Consider the following 23,738-nt stretch of genomic DNA (forward strand, 5'->3'; position numbering starts at 1 on the left):
GAGTGATTCGTGACGATGAACCGTTCCGAACCGATTGTCCGGCGCAAGCTTTCCGACGAGGTCTTCTTGCGGCTGAAGCGCCTGATCACCAGCGGCGAACTGATGCCGGGCGATGACATGCCCTCGGAGCGCGAACTGATGGAACGCTTCGAGGTCGGCCGTCCGGCGATCCGCGAGGCGATGCAGGCGCTGAGCAATATGGGGCTGGTGGCGATCTCGCATGGCGAGCGCGCCAAGGTGCTGCAGCTTACCGCCAAGTCGATCATCAGGCAGGTCGACGGCGCAGCCAAGATCATCCTGTCGTCGTCGAAAGACACGCTAGAGCACCTCAAGAACGCCCGCATCTTCTTCGAGCGAGGCATGGTCAGGGAAGCAGCCGAAAAAGCCACCGCCGAGGATGTGCAGCGGTTGCGCGCAACCGTCGCCGAGCAGCGCAGCTTTCGCGGTGATTCCGAAGCCTTCATATCCGCCGACATGAAGTTTCATACCCAGATCGCGGCGATTTCGGGCAACCCGATCTACGTCGCCGTCAGCGAGGCGATGCTGGGCTGGCTGAAGGAATATCACACCGAAATGCTAATCTGGACCGGCAAGGAAAAGTTCACGCTGACTGAGCATGAAGAGATCATTGGCCGCATCGAGAAGAAGGATGCCGACGGCGCCGAGAAGGCGATGATCAAGCACCTCGAGCGCTCGCGTGCGCTCTATGTGATGAACGCCGAAAAGTGAATCCGCAGTGTCAGCCGAACCGGGTGATCGCGTAGGGCGTCATGACCAGGTGGCCTCTGCCCAGCGCTGAAATGTCGACCGGTACGTCCTCCGCTGTCAGGTTCGCCAGCCACACGATGGTCTGACCGGAAGCGGAGCGCCCGGCCAGCGCCAGCACCTTGGTCTCATCGCTCGTCGTTGCCGCAACATGTGCGAGGCCGGCCAGTTCGCAAAGCCCCTTGATAGCCCTGAAGATCGGCCGAGGTGATCCTTCCGCGGCTGGCTCGCCCGGTCCCGCCAGCACGCCGAACGGTCCTGTGAAGCCGGAGAGCGTCAGCATCTCAAGCCCCGCCGGTGCGACGCGTGCCGCATAGCCGATCGTCCATGCGGCCCCGAACAGGCCGGCATGGCGCGGATCGCGGTCGGCCATGGCAATGCGCTGTCCCCCGGGATTGGCCTTGGTCGCGCCACCATAGGGGTTCTGGCGCATGGCGATCGTCGACGGGCCGATCCGGTAGGGTGTTTCTCCGAAGATCGCCCGCACCGATTGGGTGATGAAGGGCAGCGCCCCCAGAGATTGCATGACGCTGAGATCGTCGGCCGCGTGCACGATCGGGCAGGTGCAATGAGTGACGAAGTCGAGCAGGTCCGCCGGCACGCGTTTGCGGTTGAGTTCGGTGAAATAGCTGAACATGCCGCCGCCGAGACGGATGTCGGGGAAGGCGCGGCGGGCGGCGGCATAGACGGTTTCCAGCGGCGGACACTCCGGCCATGCGCTCCCCGGCGGCGTCGACTGCCGGTCGACCGAAGGCGAGACGGCGATGGCCGAAAGTTCTAGCCCTGCCTCGTGCACCAAGCTGGCGACAGCTGAAAATTCAGCCTCGAGATCGCCCACGCCGGCAACAACGCATTCGAGCGTCGTCCGGGCCGGGTAGGCTGCCGCGACCCGGGCAAAGGATCGCAAGGCGTCGAGCCCATGGCCGCGCGTTGGATCGTAGTGGAGGACCAGCTGTTGCGGGCCAAGCGCCGACAGCAGCGGCAGGTTCGCCAGTGCCGTCTCGACATCCTCGGGATAGATGATCACGCCGACATCGGGCAGCTTCCTCGGTCCGGCCTCGCCGAGCTTAACGCGGACCGGTCCGTTGGCCACGGAGGCAGCCGGTGCTCTGCCCTCACCAGTGATCAGCAGGCTGATTGTCTGGCGCAGGGGCTGGCCGGCCGGCAGCATATAGGGCCACGGCAAAGCGAGCGGCCGCACATAGGTCTTGTAAGAGGCATCCGACCAGTTGCGCTGGTCCTCCATTTCGAACACATCGCCTTCCATCCGGCATTCGGCTCTGACGCCAGGCCGCACCTCATGCGTGATCGCACGCAAATCCCTGAAAGGCTGCCACGGGTCGATCAGCAGCGGAAGCTTGGTCGCGACCGTGCTGCCGTCGGTGTGCTCCACCGTCACCGGGCTGCCGGCGAGGCCGGCGATCGGATGCAGGACGCAGAAGCCGCAGCGGTTGGTTTCGAAATCGCTTTCGGGAAGGGCGCTGACGTCGAAGACCAGTTGGCCATCGGAGGAGCCCTTGATGGTGGCGCGGAATCCGAGCCGGCTTGCGTCCGGCCCGGTGCAGCTTGCCGAATAGCGGATCGAGAAAGTGTCATCGCCCTGGTCAATGACAAGGTCGGTCAGTTCGGGCTCGTAAGTGCCCCAGTCGCGATCCCTGACGATGTAGGCGATGGCCCGCAGCACTTCGGTACCGCCATGGCGGATGGTGCGCAGATTGCCGTTGACGAAGTCGGCACTGAGCGCACCGGCGCTCAGCCTGAACGGCTCGACCTCGGTCGCATCCGTGCCGTAGAGGTGAAAGGTGTCGGCGGTCATCTGAGCAAAGTGTCGAGCTGCACCGGCTCGCGGCTTGCAGCACCGGCATAGGCAGCCTCGACCAGTGCGAAGGTCTTGAGGTTGTCGGCGCCCGAGGTAGCGGGCTCCGTTCCCTTCGCCAGGCAGTCGACCCAGTGCCGCTGGATGGCAACGACGCTTTCCTGGATGTTGTGCCAGGGACGCGATGCCCAGGGCAGCAGCGGCGGCGAGACGTCGCTGACCGCCGTGCCGCTTTTGCCGGTGACGGTGAGCCGATACCCCTGTGCCAGTCGGATCGTGCCGTCGCTTCCGTCGATCTCGATCAGCGTTTCGGGAAACGGTTCTACGGCAAGCGTCGTGGCGTAGCTGCAGTCGACCACCGAGGTTGCGCCACTGGCGTGGTCCATCAGCATGGTCGCCACGTCCTCGCCTGCGATAGCAGGGTTGATGCGCGCCGTTCGCGTCGTGATCGTCGAGACGTCGCCCAGCAGGAAGCGGGCTATGTCGAGGATGTGGATGCCGAGATCCTCGACGATGAAGCGCTTTCCCGTTGCCAGATAGGGCTGGCCGGAAAACACGTCATAGGCGGAGCGGAACGAGATGCGGCCGAAGAACGGCGTGCCGATCTCGTTGCTGTCGAGTACGGCGCGCACCGCCTGGATTGGCGACTGCCAGCGAAAATTCTCATGCACCATCAGCGGCACGCCGGCATCGGTGCATGCCTTCACCATCGCCTTGGCATCGGCAAGCGTTGGCGCGAACGGTTTTTGACAGATCGTCGGCACGCGGTGTTGCGCCGCCATCTCGACCAGCGCACGATGGCTGGGCGCCGTGGTGGCGATATCGACGAAATCCAGGTTCTCGCCATCAAACAGGGCCATCGCGTCGGTGTAGCGCCTGGTAATGCCGAACTGGTCGCCGACGATCCGCAGCCGGTCGGGATCGCGGTCGCAAATGGCGACGATCGTGGCGCCAGCGATGTCGCGCCAGGCATGCATCTGATTGACGGCGAAGAAGCCACAGCCGATCAGCGCTCCGCGCAATTCCACCATGCTCAGCCTGCCTTTGCCATCTGCATCAATGTCACGCGACTCTGCAGCCGGCGCTGCGCCTGGTCGACGACGACGGCGACAATGATGACCAGGCCCTTGATCACCATTTGCCAGAAAGAACTCACCCCCATCATCACCAACCCGTCCGAAAGAATGCCGATGACGAAGGCACCGACTATGGTCCCGCCGATCGTGCCGCGACCGCCCGACATCGAGGTGCCGCCGAGCACCGCCGCCGCGATGGCATTGAGCTCGAAACTTTCGCCCGTCGCCGGATGCGAGGCCATCAGCTCGGACGAGATGATCAGGCCGACGATTGCCGCGCAGAAACCGGAGAACATATAGACGAACATCTTCACCGTGTTGACACGGACGCCCGAAATTCGCGACGCCCGTTCGTTGCCGCCAACCGCGAAGATATGGCGGCCAAGCGGCGTGTATTTGGCGAGATAGGCCGCCGCCAGCGCCACGACGATCAGGATCCAGATCGCCACCGGCAGGCGAAGCAGCCGGCCAGCGCCGAGGAAGCCGAACCCGGTGGTGCCCAGTTCCGGCTTGCCGACAAGGTTGGGGAAGGTGCGGCCGTCCGACGACAGCAGCGCCAGGCCGCGCGCGACATAGAGCACGCCGAGCGTGGCGATGAATGGCGCGACGTTCAGCCTGGTGATCAGCAATCCGTTGACGGCGCCGATCAGGATGCCGACCGCCAGCGTGATCAGCGCGATCTCGACGACATTGAAATAGATCGTGTAGCCGATCTGCAGGTCGATGCCGTTGAGCACGAGATAGCCGGCCACCATGCCGCACAGGCCGACGATCGAGCCGACCGACAGGTCGATGCCGCCGGTGATGATCACGAAGGTCATGCCCATGGCCAGGAACGCATTCAGCGCCACGTGCTTCGACATCAGGATCAGGTTGGCGGTCGACAGGAAATTCGGTGCCGCGATCGAGAAGAAGACCAGCACGGCGATCAATGCGATGAAGGTCCTCGCCTTCATCAGCGTCAGCAGCAGCGAGCCGCTCGATGCGGAGGGAATAGCCGCCTTGGCCGGGATGTCAGTCATGGGCGGTGTACTCCGTGTGCGGGACCGGCCCGTGGCCAAGCGCCGAGGCGGCGACAAGGGCTGCCTCGGTCGCCTCGGCGCGATCGAACATGCCGGTCAGTTTTCCATTGCTCATCACCGCGATCCGGTCGGACAGCGCCATCACCTCGTCGAGGTCCGAGGTGGCGAACAGGATGCCCAATCCGTCGCGCGACAGTTTGCGCATGGTGCGGAAGACGTCGGCCTTGGCGCCCACATCGATGCCACGGCTGGGCTCGTCCATCAGCAGCACCTTCGGGCCGGTGAGCAGTGCCTTGCCGATCACCACCTTTTGCTGGTTGCCGCCGGACAGCGACGAGACCTCCTGTGCCGGATCGGCAACCTTGATCGCCAGTTCCCGCACCATCTGCACCACAGCCTGCCTTTCGGGGCCGCCGCGGATATGAAACAGGCGGACAAACCGCGACAGGCTGGCCAGCGTCAGATTGCTGGCAACGGAGAGGATCGACACCAGCCCTTCGCGCTGGCGGTCTTCGGGGATCAGCGCCAGCCCGCGCCGGATGCGGCGCGTCGTGTCGCGCTCCTTGACCTGTTTGCCGGCAATGAAGATCGTTCCGGTGGCCTGGCCATGGCGGCCCATGATGCAGTCGAACAGCTCGCTGCGTCCTGCACCCATCAGGCCGTAGATGCCGAGGATCTCGCCGGCGCGCAGCGACAGCGAGACGTGGTCGACGGCAAGACCGCCGGTCGCACGCGGCAGGCAGATGTCATGGGTTCGGAATATTTCTTCGCCTGGAACATGGCCATCGGCCTTGGCGAAATCCTTGGCGTCGGACCCAATCATCTGCCTTACGATCCACCGGGTGTCGACGTTTCTCATTTCCTCCTGGCCGGTGATGTGCCCGTCGCGCAGCACGGTGATGTAGTCGCCGATGCGGATCAGCTCCTCGAGCCGGTGCGAGATGTAGACGATGGCCACACCGCGCGCCTTGAGGTCGGCAATCACCTTGAACAGGATCTCGACTTCCGCGGAACTCAATGCCGAAGTCGGTTCGTCCATGATCAGGATGCGCGCATCGAGCGAAACCGCCTTGGCGATCTCGACCAACTGCTGCTGGCCGATGCGCAGATCCTCGACCAGCATGTCGGGCCGGATCCCGGCCTGCAGGCGTTCGAGAAATTGCGCAGCGCGGCGCTCCTGTTGCTTGCGGTCGATCTTGCGGAACCGGTTGGTGATCTCGCGGGTGGCGAAGATGTTCTCGGCGACGGTCAAATTGCCGAACAGGTTCAGCTCCTGGAACACCATGCCGATGCCGCGGTTCACCGCGTCGGCGGATGACGAGAAGGAAACTTCTTCCCCTTCCAGGAGGATCCGGCCGGCAGTAGGTCGTTCGACGCCGGCGATGATCTTCATCAGCGTCGATTTGCCTGCGCCGTTTTCGCCGACCAGCACATTGACCGCGCCTTTGCGCACCTCGAAATTCGCGCGCTTGACCGCAACCGTGCCGGAATAGACCTTGGAGACGTCTTCCAGCTTCAGAATAACATCGTGATCGCTCATGGTCGCGGCCCGATTTCTGCCTCCGCCGGCGTCACCAGCGGCAGGTCTTGGCTGCCTTCGAGCGTATAGGCGCCGAGAACCTTGGCGGTGCGGCCTTCCAGCGCTTCACGCGGCAGCTTCGAAAGCACGGTCTTGTCGGCATACGCGTTGAACGCCTTGCCGAACTGGGCGAAGTCGATCTGGTTGGTGAAGTCGTTGAACTGGACGAAGTCGAGGCTGTCGCGCAGCGCCGTACCGCGCATGGCGGGACCGATCTGCACGCGTGCATCCGCCTTGCCGTCGCCGTCGACATCGATATCCATCGTCGCCGCGCGCGAGCCCGTGTTTGCGGCAACGATCTTGCCGTCAACACGAACCGCGAAGGTCCACGGCGAATTCGCCTGCTTGTTCGGATTGCCGTATTTGGCGCCGGCAGCCGCCGGATCGGTTTTCGCCAGGGCATGAACCTCGGGAAACGGTCCGGCTTTCTGCCTGAGGTAGGGCACCACCTTCGCCGCCCACAACGCCTCGACCATCTTGTCGGGATTGAAGGCGGCAGCGCCGCCGCTATCACCCGAGGGGGTCGGCAGAACCTTGCAGCTGGCAAGGCTGATGCCGAGTGTCACGACAAGGATCGGCCAGGTCGGCTTGTTCAGCATGGCGGTTTGTTGTTCAGCATGGCGGCCTCGGCATGATGGTCGGCATCCGCAGAAAATGGCGGCGAGGGACGAACCGAGATTCGCCCCTCGCCATTCATGTCACGCCGGCTCAGTTGGTCAGCGCGAAGGTTTCCAGCTTGGGGGCGTTGTCGCCATTGACCAGGAGGCAGTCCATCAGCTGCTTTTCCTTGGCCGGCGACTTCTTGTTCTTGATGAAGTCGTTGGCCTGCTCGACCGCCATCTGCGCCTGCGCAAAGGCCGGCTGCAGGACTGTGGCCTTGATGCCGCCCGCGGTGATTGAATCGCGCACGTCGTTCGATCCGTCGAAGCCGACGACAATGACGTCCTTGCGGTTTGCCGCGACCAGCGCCGCATAGGCGCCCATCGCCATCGTGTCGTTGCCGGAGATGACGCCCTTGATGTCCGGATTGGCCTGCAGGATCGATTCCATCTTGGCGTAGGCTTCGGTCTGGCTCCAGTTGGCCGACTGCTGGGCAACCATCTTCAGATCCGGATAGTCGTCGATGACGTCATGATAGCCCTTGGAGCGAATGCCGGCATTGGTGTCGGATTCCTTGCCGACGAGTTCGACGAAATTGCCCTTCTCGCCCATCAGCTTGACGAATTCCTGCGCGCCGAGCTGGGCGCCCTGGTAATTGTTGGAAACGATCTGCGCGACGGCAACGCCGGTGGCATTGATCTCGCGATCTATCAGGAACGAAGGCACGCCCGCGTCCTTGGCCTTCTGCACGGCGGCAACGGTGGCGTCGGCGCCGGCATTGTCGAGGATGATCGCCTTGGCACCGCGGCCGATCGCCGTGTCGATCAGCTCGGACTGCTTGTTGGCGTCGTCATCATGGACGAGCACCAGCGCTTCGTAGCCGAGTTCCTTGGCCTTGGCCTCCGCGCCGACAGCTTCCGCCTTGAAGAACGGGTTGTCGTGCGAGGGCGTGATGATGGCAATCAGATCGGCAGCATAGGCTGGTGCGGCCGTGCCAAGCGCCAGCATGCCGGCAAAAGCCGCCAGTGTCATTCTGCGTGTCAGTTTCATGAAGTCCTCCCGTTTGAAAAACAATTCAGGCCGCTGTCTGCATTTCAGACCGCGGATCGTCTCAGTTTCAAAAACCGTTTGTTTGCCGGCATCACCCGGGCCGTCGTGCCCCCGGCAGTCCTCCGCTCGTCCAGGCCACGAATTCCCTGCGAAGCCTTGGCCTGAGCTTAAGAAATAGCTAAGCCAACTGGTATGATGAGTCAATCACAAATTCAGATGATATGTACCTGATGAGCGCGTTTCATGAGGGCGTCGACGGCCCAAACTCTCGCAAGCGCGGTTTTCATCTAAGGGTCTCGGCCCTTCCGGCCGTTCCGCCTGAACTTCGCTTCAGGTGATGCGCTGAATGCTGGCGGCAATCTCCTCCGGCTCGAAGACCCGCTTCCAGTCGTCGCGCATCAGCACCGGCTTTCCAAACTCTATTGCCTTGTTGCAGGCGTCGGAGAAGACGCCCTTGGTTTCGCCGAAGATGACAGCGCCAAGCACGTTCATATGGCCGAGCAGGAAATCGAGAGCCGCCTGTTTGTCGACGCCGCGCGCAACGACTTCATCGACGGCTTCCTTCATGACGACGAGCAGCGAGGCGCAGACGGTCTCCGAAAGACCCGGTTCGAGCAGCGCCATCTGATCGACAGTGACGCGGTGCGAGCGCATCACCGGCGCCCAGATGATCTTGGCGATCGCCTCACCCTTGGCATAGTCCTCTTCCGGGCCCTGCATAAGCGCACTAACCATGTGCTGCTTGGCTTTGACGCCGCCGAAATAGTCCTTCTTGGCCGCCATGTCGGTTTCGTCGTTGAAGATTGGCGGATGACAGGGATGGGTGACGAAATAGGTCAGGTCCGGCCGCTTGGGCAGATGGCCGGCGAAAGGTGCCGCGGCGTCGAGCACCACCACCATCGTGCCTGGCACGAGCTTGCTCTCGATGCTCGCCGCGACCTTGCCGATATGTGTATCGGGAACGGCCAGGATCACCACATCGGCGCCTTTGAGCGCGTCATCGGCACTGACGGCATCGAAACCCAGCCCCGACTTCAGCCGCTCGCGGCCGGCCTCGCTGACCTCGACATGGCGTATCGTGTAAGGCGAGCCGCGAAAATTGGTCGACAGGCGGTAACCCATTTTCCCGCCGGCACCGAACAGTGCAATCGTCGTCATGTATCACTACTCCCGATGTCCAACGATGGATCAACCAATCGTCATGTTATCAACTGGTATAATCACTCTACCAAAGTTTGGCAATCTGGATCGGAATGGAATGCCCGATGTTTCATGCCGGACCATCCTTGGCCTGCATGTCTGGCGCTGGTCGAAGCTCGCTAGTCAGCGAGACAAGACATCGAGATGCTATTCACTTGGTCCATTGCGGAACGTGCAGCAGCTCACGAAGGCGGATCGGCAAGCTGGGCGAAGCGCGCAATTCGGCACAGCTGGCCTCCCATCGCCCGAGGTATTCCGCGATCGGTAGACCGGTGCGGCCGGGCCAGCGGTTGAGTGCACCCAGTGCCTCGACGCAGTCCGGCGCGCGGTCGTATTCGGCGAGGATGGTCACGGACATCGCCTGGGCGAATAGATTGAGGCCGGGTATTTCGATCTCGCTGCGATGGTCGGCGAACCACGCCGCGGCGTCGCTGGTGAGCCCCTGGCTGTCGGCAAGCGCGGTATAGCTTCGGATGATGTTTTCGCGATACTTGGCAATGGCATCGCCGAAGGCGTTGTCGCCGGCGAAGGGCGGGGCCTCCTTCCAGCTTTTCGCCAGACGCCCGAGCCCGCGCAGCGAGTGGGCCTCCACCATTGCTTCCTCGAGCCACTGGCAGGGCGCCGCCGGCTTGGCGTCCGCCTGCCAGCTGTTGCAGAGTACATGGCCGAGCTCGTGGCCGAACTGGTAGGCGAGCTTCGACCAGTCACGCTCGCCGATATCGACGATGATCCAGGCCATGCTACTGCCGTCCGGATGCAGCCAGATCGCCGGCGTGCCGGAAGTGTGCTCGTCGACACGCAGCCGCGTCGGCTGGCGGTCGGAGAGCAGCCGGACGCCGTCAAGGCATGCATGCCGCATGCGCTCGACGACCTGATCTGCCGCACGTGGCAGCATGTGGCCCCAATCACCGGCGAGCTCGATCGGGGCAGTGAGGAGGGACGGAGATACATCAATCGGCAGCGTCATGGCAGCATAGCTTTTGCCCAGCGGCTCCCAACCGGTCAGCGCAGCGGAAATCAAGCTGCCGGCCACTGCTCCCCCAAATAGTGTAACGATATCCCGCCGCCGCACTTCGATTCCCAATGTCCGACCGCCGAGATTTGAAATACCATGTTTGTCCGTAAGGGCGAAAGCCGGGAAATGGAGGGGTATCAGGAGTGGGCGAGGCCATTTTTTCGCGAACATACAAAGGCGATACTTTGTCAAGTTGGCAGGTGGCGCACGAGATGTCAGTTCGTCTCGAAGACGGAACCCTTATTGTCTCAGATACAGAGCAGCACAACTGGCACCTGTTGCGTCTGCATGATTCGGATTTTCTATTTAGAATTATAAGAATGAAATGCTTTCTAAAATTTCGTCCTGGTTCTACCGCTAATTTCTATATCCATCACTATGGAGCTATTGATGTCGCGGAAATTTCTGCGGACGGTTCCATAGTCAACGATGGTATTAGTAAGTCCATATCAGTTAACAAGAGTCCTGAAGGGATTCTTGAGGTCGAGGTGAGGTTCCTGAGTTGTCACTCAACCCTGTCCATAGGCTGCTCCAACAGTCGTCGGCCCGTCTATACTGGCAGTGGGCGTGAACAGTTCGTCCTCGTCAGCGTACTGGTTGAGACGTTTGACGCACATAGCGAATTGGCCCGCACACCAGCAGAGGAGCGCATCACGCTGATCGATGTCGGTGGCCAAGAGGGGCTGCAACTCAAGTGGATGCTGAAGGCTGATCAGATCACGCCAGTGGTGTTCGAGCCCATACCCTCGGAGGCGGCACTGGTCAGGCAAACTCTTGGCCGCATACCAGGCGGCCAAGTTGTTGAAAAGGCGCTATCGGATGCCCAAGGCATTCAAAAACTGCATATTGCGGCAGCATCGGGCTGCTCATCCTTAAGGGAGCCAAACTTCGAAGTCTTGCAGCACTATTCCATTGGATCGATCTTCCGTACGATTGATACGAAAGACGTCGATTGTGTTCGATATGACGAGCTATACCGGATGCAGACGGTTCCCTCTCCGGACGTAATAAAAATCGATGTGCAAGGTTTTGAATACGAAGTTCTAGTTGGCTTTGGACATCTTCTCGAGTCCTGTCTGGCCATAGAACTCGAGACACATTTCGTTCCGATTTATCGAGGGCAGAAACTAATCGGCGACATTGTCAACATGTTGGGAGATTTCGGCTTCGCGCTGCGGCAGGTTAGGCAGGTCCCGAATTTTGATGGCGATGCCGTCGAGTTTGATGCTTGGTTTACAAAGAGGCGAGATAGAGTCACTGCGCTCTCTAAAGGGGCGAGACGTAAATTTGATCGGATCATTGATGTATTGGGTATTACTCCATACACCTAATCTGGCTACGTGGAATTCGAGTGGGGCTGTTGGAGACCGTAAATCTCCACCTCGGAAAGATGGAGATACTCTTTGCGAGGGATCGAAATCCGAACGTAGCGTGTTTCCACAGGTAAGTCAGAGGACCACACCAGTGGCATTCCAGCGCTGTATCCGCCGAAGATCTGGCCGGACTCTGTCCTGAATATCAGTTTCCAGAGCTCACCATCGTTCGAGCCTTCGACTACAATGGGCGACGTTCGGCGCTGCATCCATTCCGGAATACGGTCTCGGTTGAATATCCGAATGGCGAACACTTGAGAGGGTTCTTCAAGGTCTACCATCCACCACGGGGATTCGATATTTTCAGTATGAAATCCAAGCGCTTTTGCTGGATTTCCATTTACTGCATTCCCGGCGTCTTCTTCCAAGGTCGATCCAACGGACCACTGGCTCAACGAACTTTGTGTCGCTCGCTTCCTGAGCGCCAGGTTGGGCATCGAAAGATCTATGGGAGGATGTCCATCGAATTGGCGAACCGGCTGATAGCCCCGCAGCCTGCCAACTTCGAGATAGTGGTGCAGTGGATCCTCGAACCACCCTTCGCTTATCTCCATTGCAGCGTCGATGTATCGATGTGCGTACCAGATGGAATCGAAGGTGATGGCAGACCCCTGCGCGGTTCTCGACGGCAAGCCGCTGTCGTAATTCTCTCTCGGCACACGCAGGAATGGAGCGGAAGTCTTCAGCAGCGCAACCTGATTGCGCGATATCTCTTTCCATCTACCTGATATCCGGCGATGGTATTCCAGGCTCTGTTCTTCCGGAATTCCATAGTTCAACGGAAATAGAAAGTATCTATAACGAGGATCATCGATCGGCAGCAGATCGACCTCGCGATGATGCGCCGGGTTGTAGAAACCACTGAGCGGAAGGAAGATCGTCTGCGCTTGGGAAAGCCATGCCGCTAACCAGGAGAACGTGCTGACCGCAACGACGATGTTCTTTGCTGAACGAATCAAATCAAAGTCGGCCCTGGCTCCTTGGCTGTCGTAGAAGACAGCTTTTGGGAAGCGGGATCTAAGTTGTCGCACATACTCTGAATCGCCGAGCTGTCCAACAAACACCGGATTCAGTCCCGTCGAAGCGACCACATCCTCATAGAAATCTATCGGAAGAAGCGGATAGTGAGCTATGCCTTGTAGGATTTCGGCAGTTCGAATATTGATTAGTAGATCACCCTCGCCAATTTTCCGTTCCGGAGAACTGTATGGAAAAAGTGAGTGATAGGCTTGAGGTGGGTCAAGGAACTCCATCCTCTGCAGATGGTCAGCCATCATTATTCGCACCGACTCGCTTCTGTTCGCAAGACGGCAAATCTCACCAACGTGAGGTCGAAAGGCATCCCAAGTCCACAAATCTATGTTATCAAGAAAAATCTGACTTTGCGTATCGTCTGGAATTTCAATCCCCCATTCCGGGATCGAAACGCCAACAACGCTGCATTGTTCAATGCGCTTGGACATTGCCAAAGCGCCAATATACTGAATCATCTTGTTCGCTACATTGCCTCGATGCCTTAGGGCGATGACACGCCTACGCGCAAAGTAATTTTCTGGCGGCACCTGACTCATTTTGCTACACTTTCTGCGAGATTAGTAGTTTCTCTTCTCCACTTCAGTAAAAAATTGGGAAAACTTCGCATAGATTATCTTGAATGATCAACAGTTCCGGCAACAAGCAGATAATAATTGACCAAATTGTCGATCTGAAGCGCGCGGTGCCGCGTCATATGCCTTGCTTTAACAAGACGCATTCCGGCAGATCTGATCTCGTCCACAGCGGGCCGGTTGCGGTCGTCCAGAATCCAATCCACCTTTTCCAGAAAATCCTCTCTCGCAGCAAAAATGCATGTTTCGTGATCTACGAAACCGAGTTCGTTCATTTCCTTTTCGATCAAGCGATCGGTCAAAAGCAATGAACCTGCCGATGCGATTTCAAAATTCTTGAGATGAATGTAGCGATAAGAATGGCCATCGCAAAAGCAGCAAAGGTATTTTGAGAGTTCCTCGTAGTATCGTACTCTGACAATGGCCGGGCTGTCGTCGTTGTACTTTCCGGCGTAGCCAGGATGATCCAATACGGCCACCTTGCTGGAGTCGAGACCGGCCGCATATTTCCTCAGAGGTCGATCCGCCGCGATGCTCCCCGACACGAGAACCTTGGAAATCGGGGTTTCATTGAACACGATACGCTCGAAGCCTTTGCAGCCTTCCATCGCCGACGAATATGGAACCCAGTTCACTGCACGATGGGTGAAGTGGTTCTGAAACTCGTACGCATATGGGCTTACGACGACATCGGATGAAGCGACAAGGGATCGCAGCAAAGTATCATAGCTTGGATTGTAACTTACAAGGTCATCTATTTTCAAAAACTTAAGTGCTGAAAAAGCATCGAGAGGTATGGATATGCCACCCTGGTAGGCTATCAAGAGAGCCGAATATGAGTTCAGGCGCTCTATTGTGCTTTCGGCGGCAAAGTTCGTCGATCTGCAATCTATGATGTCGAAGTCATAGTCTTCATTCAATAGCCGAACCAAATAGAAGTGCTCGTCTGCAAGATAGGACGATAGCCAGCCGATGTCGCAGATGACGGCCTTGCGGGGAGCGCGGGACAGCGTGTCTGCGGCAGCTCGAATGGTGGGATGGACGATGTGGCTTTGAATCCGGCTCTTGTCGAAATCGGCGTGGTCGGTTCGCCATTGGATCGTGTCCCGGCTGCTTTCCGTGCACCAGTTTTCCGAAGCGATGAACAATTCCCAAGTGCTGCAAACAGGAGCCCTGAGTTCCACGTGGCCATTAGGTATGGCCGACAGAAACAGGCCACCGGATCTCAGCGCCAGCAAACCACGTTCGAGGGGGATCAATTCGAGCGCGTCCGCATCTGCCGGTCGATTCTGCCGTTTCGCCTGTGAGGCGGTCAAACAGGCGTCATGAAAGCAAAGGACCGGTTCGGGCAAACCGATGCCGGCATTGAGCAACCGACCCTGCCGGTATCCGCCTGCCAAACTCATCTCCGGTTCAAAGAAAACGTTTGCCGGGACGCTTTCGACGGGGCCGTGTCGCAGCTCGCCTGTAAGTTGGTCGACATACAGCACAGTGCCGAACGCTGTGAACAACCGCGCTGGTTTGAAAGACGGACCGCTCGTGTGACCGCGCGCAAGCCGCAGTCGGTGTTTGATGAAAAAATCAACATTGTTCTTGAGCCGCTGATTGCCGGCGTCCAGTTCGACCGCCTTTTGCCCCCATTCCACGGCTTGATCCATCGAATTGAGTTTCCATGCTGCCGTGGCGCCAAGCTCGTACAGCCGGGCCCCCCAGCAATGCGCTTCGTCCAGATAACTGCCGGTGCGGCGCGTCTTCTCGATCCCATTGCTGCAGGCCCAGAGCAGGTTCAGCCAGTCGGCCTTGCCATGGAACTCTTCGGCCATGTCCAGCCAGATTTCGCGCCGATGGGGGGCCTCCATCCGTGCTTTGTCCAGCCAGGACAATTTCTGCTCCGGTTTCATGCGCGCGATGTAGCGCATCGCCTCGGAGCGTTCTTCGCCCCATGTGCTTGTCGGCAATGCAAGGTAGTGCTCGAGCAGTTGGACGGCCCGCTCTGGCTGGTTGGCCCACATCAAGTCCCGTCCGAGCCAGAAGCATATTTGAGCGTCGCTGGGGTCCTCCTTATGTGCCACTTCCATCAGCGGCAGGTAGTTGCTCCTTGTTGGCTTGGCGAGGTCCTGCACCTCGAACATGACGATGTCACTGCTGTTCGTGGTGACTTCCCTGTCTCCGGTGAAGACCAGAGCCTCGTGGACAGGCCGCTTGAAGCGATATCCCCAGCGATGGTGAAAGTTCTTAGCCGGCCAGCTTCGAAGCGGTGTCGGATCCTCGACACTCGATCTGTAGGTCGTCTGACAGTAAAGGGCTGTCGTCTCGGGGGTCCAGGCAGCCTCAAGTTTCGCCCGCCAGCCAGGCGCAAGAAACCGGTCCATGTCCATCGTACAGCATACATCAACGTCAGGCGGGATCAGGGCCATGGCGGCGTTGCGGGCGTCGTCGAAGCGCCACGGGCGGACTGCTATCCTGTATACTGTCACCCCCGCCTCGGTTAGTCGCTCCACTGTGCCGTCCGTGCTGCCGGTGTCGACCACAATGCGATAGTCGGCGTCGACGGCCGAATTGGCCCAGCGCTCCGCGTTTGCGGCTTCGTTCAAGGCGATGGTGTAGACCGCAACTTTCAAATCAAGCCCCTTCACTCAACGTGCGATGATGCACCTCGCCTGGTGAACATGCCCGACGCGCCCTTGCGGATAGCCACCAGGCCACAGAGCAGCCTTGCCCGATTCAGCTCGTAGTGACTGTCGAAGAACAGGATCTCGGCGAACTGATCGGCAAGCGCGCTCACACCCAGCGGATCGACCGAGCGCGCGCTACCATGCTGCTGGATCTCCCGCAGCAGGGTCTTCGTGAGCGTGATCTTGCCGGCGTCTTCGCCCGGCGGCTGCCAATCGAGGTCCTCGATGAAGTACCAGCCACCCTCGGCGAGTAGCGGGAAGAACTCGCGGAGCGTCAACTGCTCGTCGAACGAGGCGTGGCTGCCGTCGTCGATAATCACGTGGAGCGATCCCGGTTCGAGCTTCGCAGCGACGCCGCGCAGATCGCCCAGCTTGGACTGGTTGCAGACGAAGGACTTGAATCTTTCGTTGTTGAGCTGCGAAAAATCCGTCAGGTCGACACCGATCACCTGACCGAACGGAAAATAACTCTGCCACAGGCTGACCGAAGGCGTCTCGGTCTGACTGCCTTCCCCGAAATTATTGCATAGGCCAATTTCCATCAGCCGACCCATGGACAGCCGTCGGGCCGACAGCAGGCGATCGTAGATCCTCGCGTAGCAATGGCGGTTGCCTGTGTGCCGGTTCTTGTCGGTGTTGAAGCGGTCGGCGAGACTTGTGAACGTGGGGAAACTGTCGAGCGGGGTGATCAACTGAGAGATCAGCGGCGCCCCTTCGCCGCCCGGTTGAGCGTCGTTTCGCGCCGTCCAAAGATGGAGGCCGACTACGCGATCATCGTTCAGATAGTCAGCCAGTTCCGCTATCGGCTTCTCGAACCGGTCGATCTCAGTCCAATCGATCGTGTTGAAGAACATCGGGCTGAACACCCATTCTTGCAGTTCGGATCCCCTATCGGAGGCAATATAGTCAGACAGCAGCTTGGGACCGATATCTCCAAACTCCTTGCCGTCGGCATGATGGAAACGTTCGATCGAAATCTCGTAGAGCGCCCTCAGGTGGCGGCTGTAGGGCTGGGCATACATGACGTTGCCGCAGATGAAGTGGCCCTTGTGCGCTCCCCGCCATTGCAGATTGAAGAAATGATCGCCGCGGAAGGGGAAGGGCCGCAGCATGACGACATCGCAATCCATCCATAGCCCGCCATGCTCGTACAGCACGGCGTAGCGGAAGACGTCGCTGAAATACCTGATCTCGGAGCCGGCGACGATCCGCTCGAACATGGCGCGCGGCATGACGTCGTCGGCATTGCGGATTTCGATCCCATGCGGGATGAGGAATTCGAGCTTCTCCGGTGCATAGCTCCACACCCGCACCGGATGACCCGCCGCTCGCATCGACGCTGTGGCGGCAATCAGGGTACGATGCTCGGCCTTGTCGGACATCACCTGATAGAAGCAGTTGATCTGGGGAAGTGCGGTGTCGTCGCTGCCAAGGAAGGGATTGATCCGCGCGTCGAACTGGCGCGATCGTTCCCGCCGCTCCCGCGGAGAATCGACGTCGCGCAGAAACGGCGCAAGCTCATAGAAGAACTCCTCCGTTGACTTCACGCGGCCGGAGGCGATGGCTTCGACCAGCACCCCGCTTCTGTCCCCCGCCGCGCCATCACGAGCACGGTCAGGCTTCATCCGCGTTTCCGTTGGAGGAGCGGTATGCGCTGAATCTGCCTGGAGCCGCGAGGCCGGCGACGACAGCGTCAGCCTGGACGCTGTGTCAGCCACACCCGATGGCAGGCTATCCACATCCTCCAGCAAGGCCTGGACCTCACCCGCATCGACGGTCGCGATCCAGGACTCGCTGTCGGCCACACCGTAAGAAATCAGCAAACGCGCGTTATCCGGATGCCAGGCTAGACCCGCAGCGAATTCAGGGCCCTTTTTGTTGAAGAAGAACGGACGGCTCACTTTTCGCAGAACGCTTGTTTCGTCGAACCAGACGAACCGATGCATGCACCAATGGAGCTTCTCCGCAAACCTCCATTGCACTTCCTGAATCAATGTCAGCCAACCGCCGGCGAAAGCGATCAGTTGGGTTCCTCCCCCGAACTTATGGGTCGCGATCGCGGGAGACGTCTCAAGGACGGTCGCAGCATGCTCGTCCACTATCCTGACGGAGTCACCGAAACAGATGAATTGCAGCTTCTCTCCGCCTGCCTCCGCCGTGGCAGGCTTGACTTGCGGCATCCAGTTCTTCTCGTGCACCCGCGGTCCTGCCGGATGGAGCACGCGCCAGTCGGTCAGCCGGCTGGCGCCACCCTCGTCGATGCGCGCGATGACCTGTTCGCACTGACCGTCCGGTTTCAGTTCGCGCACGCACGAGACGCTCCACAGCGCATCGCGCCAGCCGAACGGGCGCATATCCTCAAGAACGCGGTCGCGCGCGAGTTCCGGCATGTCGGCCGGCGGCAAAATCTCGCTCGCGGACTGGATGGCGAGTTCATCGCTCAATCGGAGCAGGAAATTGCGCGTGTGAACCGGCACTCCGTCCGGCGTGTCGTATCGAAGGTTGTCTTCGGTCCGGGTGAAATTCACCGTTCGCTGCAACAGCACGATCTGTCCGCCCCACAGGGTCACCGACGGGTTTGACGGCCGATAGCCGTCGGGCGCCACGAAACCGACCGGACGCGCGCTGAAGGACGGCATCACCGTCTTGGCGGGCTTCACATAGAAGAACAGGTTCGACCACGCCAGTTCCCTGGGGCCATCGGCGATGGTCCGGTTCAGCGCCAGCCAGTTGCACGCCGCGAAGCCGCGGTCCTTGCGCACGGGATCGCGCGCGTAGTTTGCCGCGATCGCGTACTCCTCCAGCAGGCCTGTCGTGTAGGCGTAGTCCTCGATAAACAGGATGTCCTGGTCGGGTCGCCTAATCGCCAGCCCGGCTTCCGAAAACAGCACGCTGGCGTCATTCATCCCCTTCTCGCGGTAGAACCGCGCCAGGTCATAGAGCGGCTCGGCACGTTGCGGCCGCTGATTGAAGGCGGCAAGCGCCTGGCCGATGAAGCCAGCCTCGTCGCCGAGCGTGCGCAGACAGCGCGCCTCTTGCAGCCGGGCGTTCCACGCCTCCTCGTCCCAGCCGCCCATCGCGGCGCGCTTGGCGTATGCCACCGCGGCCTCCGCCGTCCGCCCGGCGTCGCGGTAGGATTGCGCCAGGTAGAACCAGTAGCGCTGATTATCCGGATCCTTTTCAAGCGCCTCCAGCAAAAGCCTGGCATCGCGCTCGAATTTGTCCACCCGGTTCGAGCCGCTGGCGTGGTCCTTGTACCAGGCGCTGCGTAGTTCTTGCACGCCGCCGGGCACGTCGAGATATTCGTGGGTTACACCACGGTAGCGTGCGCCAGCATCGCGCCTGACAATGCGCGTGTTCCAATAGGCGAGGCCTGAATCCGAGCGTTGCAGCAGCCGGTAGCCTGGACCGTCGAGCCCCTCGCGGAAGCCCGTATCCTCGACCATCAGTTCCATGTCGGCGTCGTCGAACAGCAGATAGTCATAAGCGAGCGGCGAGGCATAGGCGTGATCGAGCGCGGCGTTGCGCGCCTGCTCGAAATTGTGGAATGGAAATTCGTGCAGCTCGCCTGGCAGGTTGCGGGCGGCGAAGAACGATTTGACGAAATCCTGTGTCCCGTCGGTCGAGCCGGTATCGCCGATGACCCAGCAGTCGATGTGGCTGGCAACTGCGCCGAGACAGCGCTCGAGGTTTGCCATCTCGTTCTTGACGATCATGTTGAGACAGAGGCGCTTGCCGCTTGTCATGTGCTGACTGTCTGCTCCCCGGATAACTGCGGGTCGAGGCGGTCACTTTTATGCCGTCGTGCCGTCTGGGGCAGCGATCCGCTCCGATGCGGATTTGTCCGACCTTCGTGCCCCATGTGCAATACCCCCCTGCCTCGGCCATTCGCATGACCCGTGTGCAAAGGATAGTTCGTCCCTTCCTTTGCAAACGCGACCCCCACGCTATCCATTGTTAGCTAGCGCTGTCCGCCGCCGCAAGGGTCTCGCCGTCCCGCTGAACCAGCCGTTGGCGAGCAAACGCTTCGTTCGGGTCGATCGCTCACTTGCCGTGATGTCGAGGGCACGACGCGAACCAGGGGGCACCTTTAAGCCTCGGATTTTTCGAAGGGTTTGGCCCACGAGCGCCATGTAGATGTCGACCGAAAAGTAGTTACCCGTGATCAACAATTAACAAATTGATAACAGGGTTATTTACAACTTGCTAATTTTAGATTTTACTAATGTCTTGTGCATGGGAGGGTAGCCGTGGACCGGGCAGGAGGCCTGTCGGTCTGCGCAGTCTGTCAGCCTGGAGAGTGTCTGGAGCAAGTCACTTCGTGCGTGAGGGCGCATAGAGTGTGCGGTGGCGTGCAAGTGAAGACGTCGTGACGCCTTGAACTCAAGGCCAGCGTTTTCCCAACCCGATGTTCCCTCGCTAGCAGTCGGTTCCCTCGCAAGTCGTCGTCGAGAAATCGAGACACGCGTAACGGGAGTTGGCTGTGGTAGGTGTGATACCGCGTATGAAACGATGCGGCCGCGACGCGGGCGCCCGCTTCGATCACCCCCTCAATCATCCGCAGCTGGTCGCCGGCAGGGAACGCCCAGGTGCCGGCGGGCTCCTCAATCACCTCAGCGAAGACAAGTGGCACCTCAGCGAAGACAAGTGGCGCGCCGTTCGATCGAGCGTGTCGAAGAGGCCGTCAAGCCTTGCCCGCCCGTCTCGCAGACCTGCCCGTCATACGCGGATGCGCACGCGGCCGATAGCAGCCGCGAACGGCTTCGGCGAGCGCGTGCGCTCGGCGGCGATTGAAACCAGCGATTGAACCTAAGGGTACGAACAAGAGAAGCAGGTGGCCCAGCCGCCGCCGACCGAGGAGAACAATAATGAGCTACATAGCAGGGTTTGCGGTCATGGAAGTCGCCGTTAGAGGCGTCTTGCCTATCGGCGACACGACCGAAAATGTGCCTTATTTTATTCTGGACACGGCCAAGAACGCCATTGTCGGTCAGGTCGTTCTTCCCAAAGCCGTCAAGCGAAGCCTCGCCGTCGCTCTCACGGTCAAGGTTCCGGCCGCAGCCGGCTCATTTGCGATTGGCACGTTTGAAGATGGCGGGAATTTCCAGGCCTGCAGCTTCCTCCGCGTAGAGAGCCCCGCTGTCAAACATCCCGACGGCGCCGTCGGCCCGTCCGGAAGATGACGGCTCCCGTGCTCCTTCTCCCTACGACCGCTCGCCGGCCAAGCCGGTGGGCGGTTTCCCCTTGAATCGAATTCCAAGCCAACAGGAGCCAGTCATGGCCCGTGCCTCTGAAATTCTCTTTGTGGATCCTTCGATCTCCGACCTCGAGACGGTTCTCGGCAACGTGCGACCGCAAGTCCAGGCTGTCGTACTCGACGGCCGCCGGCCGGCCGCGCAGCAGATCGCTGCCGCGCTCGCAGGGCACGAAAGCCTCGATGCGATCCATATCATGGCACATGGCGCACCTGGCCGGGTTGGCTTCACCTCCGGAGAGTGGTCGACCGGGACGCTGAAGGAAGCGGCTGACGATTTTGCCGCGATCGGCAGGGCCCTTGCCGCGGACGGCGAGCTGCGGCTGTGGAGCTGCGAGACGGCGTCGGGGGATGCGGGCGAGACCTTCGTAGTGGCACTGGAAGAGGCCGTCGGCGCGGACGTCCGTGCATCGAGATCACTGGTTGGCGCAGCCGCCCTGGGCGGCGCCTGGGAGATATCCGCACGCGTAAGCTCGTCCGCGCCTTTGCCTCCGATGACTTCAGCTGGCGTGGCCAGTTACTCGGGGGTGCTTGCCGCCGCCGATCTTACACTCACTGGGATCATAAATGCCGGCGGCAACTCTTCGGCTGTTAACACGTACTATATAGTGGATACTCACGTGGCTCCGCCGACTAACCCGGCGCTTAGTACGGCAGATGATACAGTGGTTGGTAGCTTTCAGCTTCCGTCAGCTGACCAAAACGGTTTAATTAAAGACTTTAGAGCAACTATAACAATTCCAAACACTAATGATATTTATTTCGTTTACGACAGCACTTTCAAATTATACGGCACGCTTACCCCCGTTGCAGGAGGTTATAGTTTTACCCCTGTAGGCAATAATAATGGAGATAATGGCAATTTATTTGATACCGCTGCTTTCATCGCCACCACAGCTCAAGGCGTGACGGGCCCGGCAGGCCCGACCGGCGCTACGGGAGCGACCGGCGCGGGTGCGACCGGAGCCACAGGCGCGACAGGCGCCACGGGTGCTACCGGCACGGGTGTGACCGGAGCCACAGGTGCGAGCGGCCCGACGGGTGCGACGGGTGCCACAGGCGCGAGCGGCCCGACGGGTGCGACAGGCGCGAGCGGCCCGACGGGTGCCACTGGCGCGAGCGGCCCGACCGGTGCGACAGGCGCGAGCGGCCCGACCGGTGCGACAGGCGCAAGCGGCCCGACGGGTGCGACTGGCGCAGGCGGCCCGACGGGTGCGACTGGCGCAGGCGGACCCACAGGTGATACCGGCGCCACGGGTTCCACGGGTGCAACAGGTTCGACTGGCGCAGGAGGCTCGACCGGAGCCACGGGCTCGACAGGAGCGACTGGCGCAGGCGGAGCCACAGGTGATACCGGCGCCGCAGGTTCCACTGGCGCCACGGGTTCTACAGGCGCGACGGGCGATACCGGAGCGACTGGCTCGACCGGCGCCGCCGGTTCGACCGGAGCGACTGGTTCGACAGGTGCGACCGGYTCGACTGGCGCGACGGGCGACACCGGAGCCGCGGGCTCCACTGGAGCAACCGGAGCCACAGGTGCGACCGGCGCCACGGGTGATACCGGAGCGACTGGCTCGACCGGCGCGTCCGGTTCGACCGGAGCGACGGGTTCAACAGGTGCGACTGGCGACACTGGTGCAACAGGAACCACGGGTGCTACGGGCTCTACCGGAGCGACCGGCTCGACTGGTGCCACCGGTGATACCGGAGCCGCGGGCTCCACCGGCGCAACCGGAGCCACAGGTGCGACCGGCGCCACGGGTGATACCGGAGCGACTGGTTCGACCGGCGCCTCCGGTTCGACTGGTGCGACTGGCGGCACTGGTGCAACTGGAACCACGGGTGCAACGGGCTCTACCGGAGCGACCGGCTCAACTGGTGCCTCCGGTTCGACCGGAGCAACTGGTTCGACAGGTGCCACTGGCGACACTGGTGCAACAGGAACCACGGGTGCAACGGGCTCTACCGGAGCGACTGGCTCAACTGGTGCCACGGGTGATACCGGAGCGACTGGCTCGACCGGCGCCTCCGGTTCGACCGGAGCGACTGGTTCGACAGGTGCGACTGGCGACACCGGTGCAACAGGAACCACGGGTGCAACGGGCTCGACCGGAGCGACTGGCTCGACCGGCGCAACCGGCGACACCGGAGCGACTGGCTCGACCGGCGCCACGGGTGATACCGGGGCAACTGGCTCGACTGGTGCGACTGGCGACACTGGTGCAACGGGKTCGACTGGCTCGACTGGCGMCACCGGTTCGACCGGAGCGACAGGCTCGACCGGCTCGACTGGAGCAACCGGCTCGACCGGAGCGACTGGCTCGACAGGTGCAACGGGTGATACCGGCTCGACCGGAGCGACGGGCTCGACTGGTGCGACTGGCGACACTGGTGCAACGGGTTCGACTGGCTCGACTGGCGCCACCGGTTCGACCGGAGCGACAGGCTCGACCGGCTCGACTGGAGCAACCGGCTCGACAGGTGCAACTGGTGATACCGGCTCGACCGGAGCCACCGGCTCGACCGGTTCGACGGGAGCAACCGGCTCGACCGGAGCCACCGGCTCGACGGGTGCGACTGGCTCGACTGGAGCCACCGGCTCGACTGGTGCGACTGGCTCGACCGGTTCGACTGGAGCAACCGGCTCGACCGGAGCCACCGGCTCGACCGGAGCGACGGGCTCGACTGGTTCGACCGGCGCAACTG

Annotated in this window: 15 protein-coding genes and 1 pseudogene; 5 read left to right on the forward strand and 11 right to left on the reverse strand. The window is 60.8% G+C overall.

Annotated features, from left to right (window positions below; genetic code table 11):
• Positions 1–15 precede the first annotated feature (15 nt).
• Positions 16–729, forward strand: a complete 714-nt coding sequence (locus tag AC1DZP_RS15435; RefSeq protein WP_457153140.1) for a transcriptional regulator NanR — start codon at positions 16–18, stop codon at positions 727–729.
• A gap of 10 nt (positions 730–739) precedes the next feature.
• Here AC1DZP_RS15435 and apnL read toward each other — a convergent pair whose 3' ends face one another.
• The 8 genes from apnL to AC1DZP_RS15475 form a co-directional block, all read right to left on the reverse strand.
• Positions 740–2,581 carry a D-apionate lactonase gene (gene apnL, locus AC1DZP_RS15440; RefSeq protein ID WP_477225731.1) on the reverse strand — a complete coding sequence of 614 codons (1,842 nt, stop codon included), beginning with the start codon at positions 2,579–2,581 and terminating at the stop codon, positions 740–742.
• Positions 2,578–3,612: a Gfo/Idh/MocA family protein gene (locus AC1DZP_RS15445; protein WP_477225732.1), complete on the reverse strand. Its 1,035-nt coding sequence runs from the start codon at positions 3,610–3,612 to the stop codon at positions 2,578–2,580. Before AC1DZP_RS15445 ends, apnL begins: the two co-directional genes overlap by 4 nt.
• Before the next feature lie 2 nt (positions 3,613–3,614).
• A complete protein-coding gene (locus tag AC1DZP_RS15450; RefSeq protein WP_477303506.1) occupies positions 3,615–4,679 on the reverse strand; it encodes an ABC transporter permease in 1,065 nt (354 codons plus the stop codon).
• Positions 4,672–6,219: a sugar ABC transporter ATP-binding protein gene (locus AC1DZP_RS15455; protein ID WP_477303508.1), complete on the reverse strand. Its 1,548-nt coding sequence runs from the start codon at positions 6,217–6,219 to the stop codon at positions 4,672–4,674. The genes AC1DZP_RS15450 and AC1DZP_RS15455 overlap by 8 nt, the downstream gene beginning before the upstream one ends.
• Complete coding sequence (locus AC1DZP_RS15460; RefSeq protein WP_477303510.1) at positions 6,216–6,857, reverse strand: DUF2291 family protein; 642 nt, start codon at positions 6,855–6,857, stop codon at positions 6,216–6,218. Before AC1DZP_RS15460 ends, AC1DZP_RS15455 begins: the two co-directional genes overlap by 4 nt.
• 109 nt (positions 6,858–6,966) lie before the next feature.
• Complete coding sequence (locus AC1DZP_RS15465) at positions 6,967–7,908, reverse strand: D-ribose ABC transporter substrate-binding protein (protein WP_095080533.1); 942 nt, start codon at positions 7,906–7,908, stop codon at positions 6,967–6,969.
• A 330-nt stretch (positions 7,909–8,238) separates the two neighbouring features.
• The gene (locus AC1DZP_RS15470; RefSeq protein ID WP_477225736.1) at positions 8,239–9,066 is read right to left on the reverse strand and encodes a phosphogluconate dehydrogenase C-terminal domain-containing protein; all 828 of its coding nucleotides are present in this window, start codon (positions 9,064–9,066) and stop codon (positions 8,239–8,241) included.
• A 193-nt stretch (positions 9,067–9,259) separates the two neighbouring features.
• Positions 9,260–10,192 (reverse strand): hypothetical protein, encoded by a 933-nt coding sequence (locus AC1DZP_RS15475; protein ID WP_477303512.1) that lies wholly within the window; start codon positions 10,190–10,192, stop codon positions 9,260–9,262.
• Between the two features lie 74 nt (positions 10,193–10,266).
• Between AC1DZP_RS15475 and AC1DZP_RS15480 the strand changes: the two genes are divergently transcribed.
• Positions 10,267–11,454, forward strand: coding sequence for an FkbM family methyltransferase (locus tag AC1DZP_RS15480; protein WP_477303514.1), 1,188 nt, complete (start codon positions 10,267–10,269; stop codon positions 11,452–11,454).
• Between the two features lie 5 nt (positions 11,455–11,459).
• Here AC1DZP_RS15480 and AC1DZP_RS15485 read toward each other — a convergent pair whose 3' ends face one another.
• The 3 genes from AC1DZP_RS15485 to AC1DZP_RS15495 form a co-directional block, all read right to left on the reverse strand.
• Positions 11,460–13,067: a discoidin domain-containing protein gene (locus AC1DZP_RS15485; protein WP_477303516.1), complete on the reverse strand. Its 1,608-nt coding sequence runs from the start codon at positions 13,065–13,067 to the stop codon at positions 11,460–11,462.
• Between the two features lie 74 nt (positions 13,068–13,141).
• Entirely contained in the window at positions 13,142–15,724 is a 2,583-nt protein-coding gene (locus AC1DZP_RS15490; RefSeq protein ID WP_477303518.1) for a tetratricopeptide repeat-containing glycosyltransferase, read from the reverse strand.
• An 11-nt stretch (positions 15,725–15,735) separates the two neighbouring features.
• A complete protein-coding gene (locus AC1DZP_RS15495) occupies positions 15,736–19,524 on the reverse strand; it encodes a glycosyltransferase (protein ID WP_477303520.1) in 3,789 nt (1,262 codons plus the stop codon).
• Between the two features lie 1,122 nt (positions 19,525–20,646).
• On the opposite strand from AC1DZP_RS15495, the gene AC1DZP_RS15500 reads away from it, so the two are divergent.
• From AC1DZP_RS15500 to AC1DZP_RS15510, 3 genes and pseudogenes are all read left to right on the forward strand, one after another.
• Positions 20,647–20,961 carry a hypothetical protein gene (locus AC1DZP_RS15500; RefSeq protein WP_143748632.1) on the forward strand — a complete coding sequence of 105 codons (315 nt, stop codon included), beginning with the start codon at positions 20,647–20,649 and terminating at the stop codon, positions 20,959–20,961.
• A 94-nt stretch (positions 20,962–21,055) separates the two neighbouring features.
• Positions 21,056–21,553: pseudogene (locus tag AC1DZP_RS15505) on the forward strand (DUF4347 domain-containing protein); the annotation flags it as partial.
• A 384-nt stretch (positions 21,554–21,937) separates the two neighbouring features.
• A partial coding sequence (locus AC1DZP_RS15510) for a beta strand repeat-containing protein (protein WP_477303548.1) occupies positions 21,938–23,738 on the forward strand: 1,801 nt, incomplete at its 3' end.

Source organism: Mesorhizobium sp. P2_F8 (genome assembly GCF_056403655.1).